The sequence below is a fragment of the Edaphobacter sp. genome, assembly GCF_035532915.1.
GTDB lineage: Bacteria > Acidobacteriota > Terriglobia > Terriglobales > Acidobacteriaceae > Edaphobacter.
Window position 1 is genome coordinate 1 of the sequence record NZ_DATKQC010000246.1, and the last position, 4,717, is coordinate 4,717.

The window sequence follows — 4,717 nt, forward strand, 5'->3', positions numbered from 1 at the left end:
ACCGGTTGGCTACATCAAGACGGAAGACCAACGTCTGGAAAAAGATCCTGATTTGCGCGTGCAACAGGCCATCCTTCTCATCTTTCGCAAATTCGTGGAGTTGGGTACGGTGCGACAGACCTTGCTGTGGTTTCTGGAGCATGGCCTCCAGGTGCCCACACGTAATGAGAGAGGAGCGACTTGCTGGAAGCGGCCCGTCTATCGCTCCATGCATCGCATGCTAACCAGCCCCGTTTACGGAGGGGCGTATACCTATGGCAAGACCGAACAACTGATCCGCTATGATGATGGAAAACCACGCCGTCTCTGCCGCCGCAAGCCCAGGGAACAGTGGCTGTCTCTCATCCCGGGTGCACATGAAGGCTATGTGAGCTGGGAAGAATTCGAGCGCATTACAGCCGCCATCCGTGCGAACACCCCAGGGGAACAGCAACCTGGCGCAGCAAAAAATGGGCAAGCATTGCTAACGGGACTCTTGCGATGCTCGCGCTGCGGACGTAAGCTCACGGTGCGATACACAGGGAGCGGCCACGATGTGCTGCGTTATTCTTGCATGCGCGGCTGGCTCGATAATGGCGAACCGCGTTGCATTGCCTTCGGCGGCATCAGCGTGGACGAAGCAATCGGCAGAGAGGTCCTACGCGTGGTCCAACCCGCAGCGGTCGAAGCTTCTATACTAGCCAAAGAAGAGTTGAGTCGCCAACGAGACGACATTTTGGACGCTCTGCACCGCGATCTGGAAGCAGCGCGTTATGCGGCGGAGCGGGCGCAACGCCAGTTTGATGCGGCAGATCCAGAGAACCGTCTGGTTACGGCGGAGTTGGAACGCCGGTGGAACCTAGCCTTGCAACACGTACGGGAGATCGAAGCGCGCATCGAGCAGCACGGCGCTGCGATCGATCCAGCTCCAACCCCTTCTCTTGAGGATCTTCACCAACTCTCCCAACAGCTGGAGACCATTTGGACCGATCGAGCTACCAGTGTGCGATTGAAAAAACGCATTGTCCGGACGCTGATCGAGGAAGTTCTGGTAGACGTGGATGGTCCAGCAGGCGAACTGATTCTCATCCTGCACTGGAAGGGTGGCGCACATACCGAACTGCGCCTCCCTCGCCGGCGTCGTGGCCAGTGCAGCACGCAGACATCGCGCGAGTTGATAGAAGGCGTTGTGGTCCTGGCGGGTATCTGCAGCGACGACCTCATCGCTGGCGTTCTCAACCGTAATGGGCATCTTACCGGCCGTGGGAATCGCTGGACGCGAGAGAGAGTCACCACACTGCGCAGTCATCATCGCATCCCTTGTTACAAGTCAGATGAGCAGCAATCACGATCCTGGATGAACTTGACCGATGCCGCCGCTCTGCTCGAGATCAGTCCGAGAACTCTCCGGCTCGCCATCGATCGCGGCGATATCTCCGCCGATCATCCTTTTGCGGATGGACCATGGGTGATAAGCAGAGGTGCCTTGCAAGGCAAAGCAGCCCAGAAATTAAAAAACCGAGTAGGAGCAGGAAGACGTCAACCCGCAATACTTGATTCCGAACTGCATCAGAGCCTGTTCTCAACTACATAGCGAGGTGGGGCAGTATGAAACCAAGTTGTACTCCTCGATCCAACGAGCGATCGAGGTTCGCGCTTCTTCCAAGCTCCGATACTCCGCCGTCCAGACTTCCTCTTCCTTCAAGCTGCGGTGGAACCGTTCGCTTTAGCTGTTGCCTTCCGGGTGATGATACGCCGACCTCCGGTGCGTGATGCCGAGCCTCCCTAACGTCTCCAGGAAGCGCGAAGAAGTGAACTGCGTTCCATTGTCGGTGGTCAGCGTCACGTTCGCTTCACGGCTGCCCTCGGGCAGCCAGTGCATCTTAGGTTCGGCAACGGTGCGAGAGATTCCAGCCCACGATTTCCCGCGTGCAGCAGTCGATCACGCACACCAGGTACGCCCAGCCCACTGCCTGCCGGCCCCGCCCAGATCTTGGTCATGTCCGACTGCCAGATCTGATTCGGCCCGGCTGCTTCCACACGGCCCCACTCTTTCCGGCGACGAGCACGAAGACGCCGCGAGCGTACCAGCAACCCACGTTCTCGCATCACCCGCAGGACCCGTTTGCGATTCACCGGAAGGTTTTCTTTTCTTCGCAGCCACCAAGCCACGCGGCGATATCCGTACGCGGGTTTTTCCCCGCACGCCACGACGATCTGTTCGTCGTAGGTGCGGTCGGCCCGGCTGCCTCGTGGTTTCTTCCGGTAGTACAGACTCGACCGGCTGATGGCCAGGGTCGCCGCTACCAGCATGGCCGTGTGGCCCTGCGCCACCAACTCCCGCGCCTGGGAGTGAACCTCACCGCAGTTCACTCCCCCACGACGTTTTTTAGGATTTCGATCTCCAGCGACTTCCGCCCCAGCGTTCTCTCCAACTGCCGGATGCCATGGTCCTTTTCGGTCTCGGCCGCGGCAGCGCTTCTCCCCCCAAGCGCTGCCTTGGCTCCCTGCTCGGCTTCATCCTTCCAGCGATAGAACAGATTCGGAGCGATCCCGTGACGCCGACACGTCTCCGAGACGTTCCCGCTCTTGATGCCTTCCTGCACGATCTGCCACTTCTCTTCCGGGGATCGATCGACGCGTGGTTTCCTGCCGATGTCCATGTACGCCAGCAGCCAGGCCGCGCCAACGCAAAGCGCAAATAACGTGATCCAGGGATGCGACAAGTAGCCCTTCGCACCCGTCAGATGCAATAACTTCGTGGCGAAATGGGTAAATCCAGTGACGCCCGCGATTCCGATGAACAGGTACGCCCAGATCAGCGACCAGCCGGATACGCCGCCCGCCTTCGGCCCCAGGCCCTTCACCGTCTACGCGTACATGCTCCCAGCCGATGTGTACCGCTTCGAAAATTGGTTCAGGCTGATGGCGACGAACAGCAGCATAATCGTGCCGAACAAATAGCATAGCCATCCCGCTGTTCCCGCGGTACCGAACATCAGCGGCACGATCCAGGCAGCGGTCATGCTCGGGGAAATCAGCGCGACCACTTGGGCCAGAACTTCCCAGAAATTCAAGGCGTTGGTTTTCAGCCGCGCGTGTGTCTTTTTAATTGTCTCTTCATAACTCGTAAGAGTATTGCCCATGAGACCCCCTAAGGTTTCTGCGTCACTGCCGAGATTTTCGGTCGCAGTGACACATTGCACACAGAAGGCCAATCACCCTCCGGCTTGGAAATGCCCATCTTTATTGCGCTTTTTCAAGCTGAGTCGGCGCTGAGCGGAGCGGATCATCAGTGATTTGCGACATTCTTGTCGCGTTCGGCGGCCACCCGGAACAATTTTGTTTAACTCTCGCAAAATCGCGAGCCATCCAGAATAAATTCTCGGACACTTTTGTGTCGTTTGGGATGCGAGCAAGACAAATTTGTAGGCGCGGATGAGTGAGCCGAGGAGGCTCGCCTTTAGCCGTTCACACACTTGCGTGCCGGGAACGTTGCGACGGTTTTCTCGGATGCGTTCCGCTCTAAGGCGTGATATCGATCATGATCGAGCATGCGCGCGGGTCGGATTGTGCGCCATGATTAGTGACGGCTGAGACGCCGATCAAGTGCTTGCCGGGTGCAAACACCAGAGGTTTGCTGGTGTCGGTGATATTTTTCCTTTTTTCCTTCGCGCCGGCGGGCGCTGGAATCGAAAAGAGAAAAAGTCGCTGGCCGGTATCGGTGAGATTGTAGACATCGAACTGCTTCACGCACAGCGCAGATCCTTTGACAGGGCACCCCTGCATCCGGGAGAAGTCGTACTCGAAATTCACGCTGATCCGGTGGCGTTTCGGCGATGACGGAGAGCTTTTCGTCGACGGACTCTGGAGCAGTAATGCTACGGCTAGGGCGAGGCCAATTAGTGGTTGTCGTAACTCCAATTACGTCTCCCGTGGCGGTGCGCGAAATCGCGTCGCAGGTCCGCTTATGCTGTTACGCGCCTGCATCTGACGACCGAGCGGTCTCGCTTTCAGGATACCTGAAGCCAGGCGCCGTCGAGAAATCGTATCAGACTGCGTGGAAAGTGAAAAAAGGTTACTTGGCGAACGAGGGCGACTTAAGCCAGCTGAGCACATCCTCGGCGTTTTTATCTGGAGGGAAAACGGGATAGAAGAAGTGCTCGATCCGAGCATCTCTCACAATGAACGCGGGACCTCGGGAGCCACAGCAGCACGGTTGAGTTTTCGGTCAGCAGAAAGATGTCATAGCAGTACGCGGCAAGCTGGCCGCGAGGTCTAACCTTCGAGAGAAGGGATCGCGCCTCTGGCTCTCATGCTCCCCCAATTCACGCCCTTGTGAGCGGACCTAACTTAAGACGCCACGAAGCGGCTCTTCCATCCGAGGTTGTTCATGGCTATAATAGCCATAATGCGGAGGACCGGATGCGCAGCGTCAATGTGGCAGAACTGAAGAACCAGCTGAGCAAATACCTCACATTCGCCAGGGGCGGCGAGGAAGTTGTGATTCGGGACCGTAATCTCCCCATAGCGAAATTGGTTCCGTTGTCAGCCGAAGGCGCCGACGATCAGGAACTCGTCCTGGTCGCAGCGGGGAGAATGCGTCTTCCCAAGGTAAAGCTTGATGTAAAACGGCTTTTAAAGATCCCCACGGGAACCGTTGCAGGCAACAAGGCAATTCAAGCGGTTCTGGCTGACAGAGAAGAAGGGCTGTGAAGAAGACAACTGCGTTTTGGGA

Annotated in this window: 6 protein-coding genes and 1 pseudogene; 2 read left to right on the forward strand and 5 right to left on the reverse strand. The window is 57.4% G+C overall.

What is annotated here, in order from left to right; translation table 11 throughout:
- A partial coding sequence (locus VMU57_RS11910) for a recombinase family protein (protein WP_325383659.1) occupies window positions 1-1,573 on the forward strand: 1,573 nt, incomplete at its 5' end.
- Here the strand turns inward: VMU57_RS11910 and VMU57_RS23050 are convergent.
- From VMU57_RS23050 to VMU57_RS11930, 5 genes and pseudogenes are all read right to left on the reverse strand, one after another.
- Window positions 1,562-1,690 (reverse strand): annotated as a pseudogene (locus tag VMU57_RS23050) (hypothetical protein); the annotation flags it as partial. The gene VMU57_RS11910 and the pseudogene VMU57_RS23050 overlap by 12 nt on opposite strands.
- 131 nt (window positions 1,691-1,821) lie before the next feature.
- Window positions 1,822-2,352, reverse strand: a complete 531-nt coding sequence (locus VMU57_RS11915) for an IS3 family transposase (protein WP_325383661.1) — start codon at window positions 2,350-2,352, stop codon at window positions 1,822-1,824.
- Window positions 2,349-2,846, reverse strand: coding sequence for a transposase (locus VMU57_RS11920; protein ID WP_325383663.1), 498 nt, complete (start codon window positions 2,844-2,846; stop codon window positions 2,349-2,351). The genes VMU57_RS11915 and VMU57_RS11920 overlap by 4 nt, the downstream gene beginning before the upstream one ends.
- A gap of 3 nt (window positions 2,847-2,849) precedes the next feature.
- On the reverse strand, window positions 2,850-3,125 hold the full coding sequence (locus VMU57_RS11925; protein ID WP_325383665.1) for a hypothetical protein: 276 nt from the start codon (window positions 3,123-3,125) through the stop codon (window positions 2,850-2,852).
- A 379-nt stretch (window positions 3,126-3,504) separates the two neighbouring features.
- Entirely contained in the window at window positions 3,505-3,732 is a 228-nt protein-coding gene (locus tag VMU57_RS11930; protein WP_325383667.1) for a hypothetical protein, read from the reverse strand.
- Between the two features lie 672 nt (window positions 3,733-4,404).
- Between VMU57_RS11930 and VMU57_RS11935 the strand changes: the two genes are divergently transcribed.
- A complete protein-coding gene (locus VMU57_RS11935; RefSeq protein ID WP_325383669.1) occupies window positions 4,405-4,695 on the forward strand; it encodes a type II toxin-antitoxin system prevent-host-death family antitoxin in 291 nt (96 codons plus the stop codon).
- Window positions 4,696-4,717 lie beyond the last annotated feature (22 nt).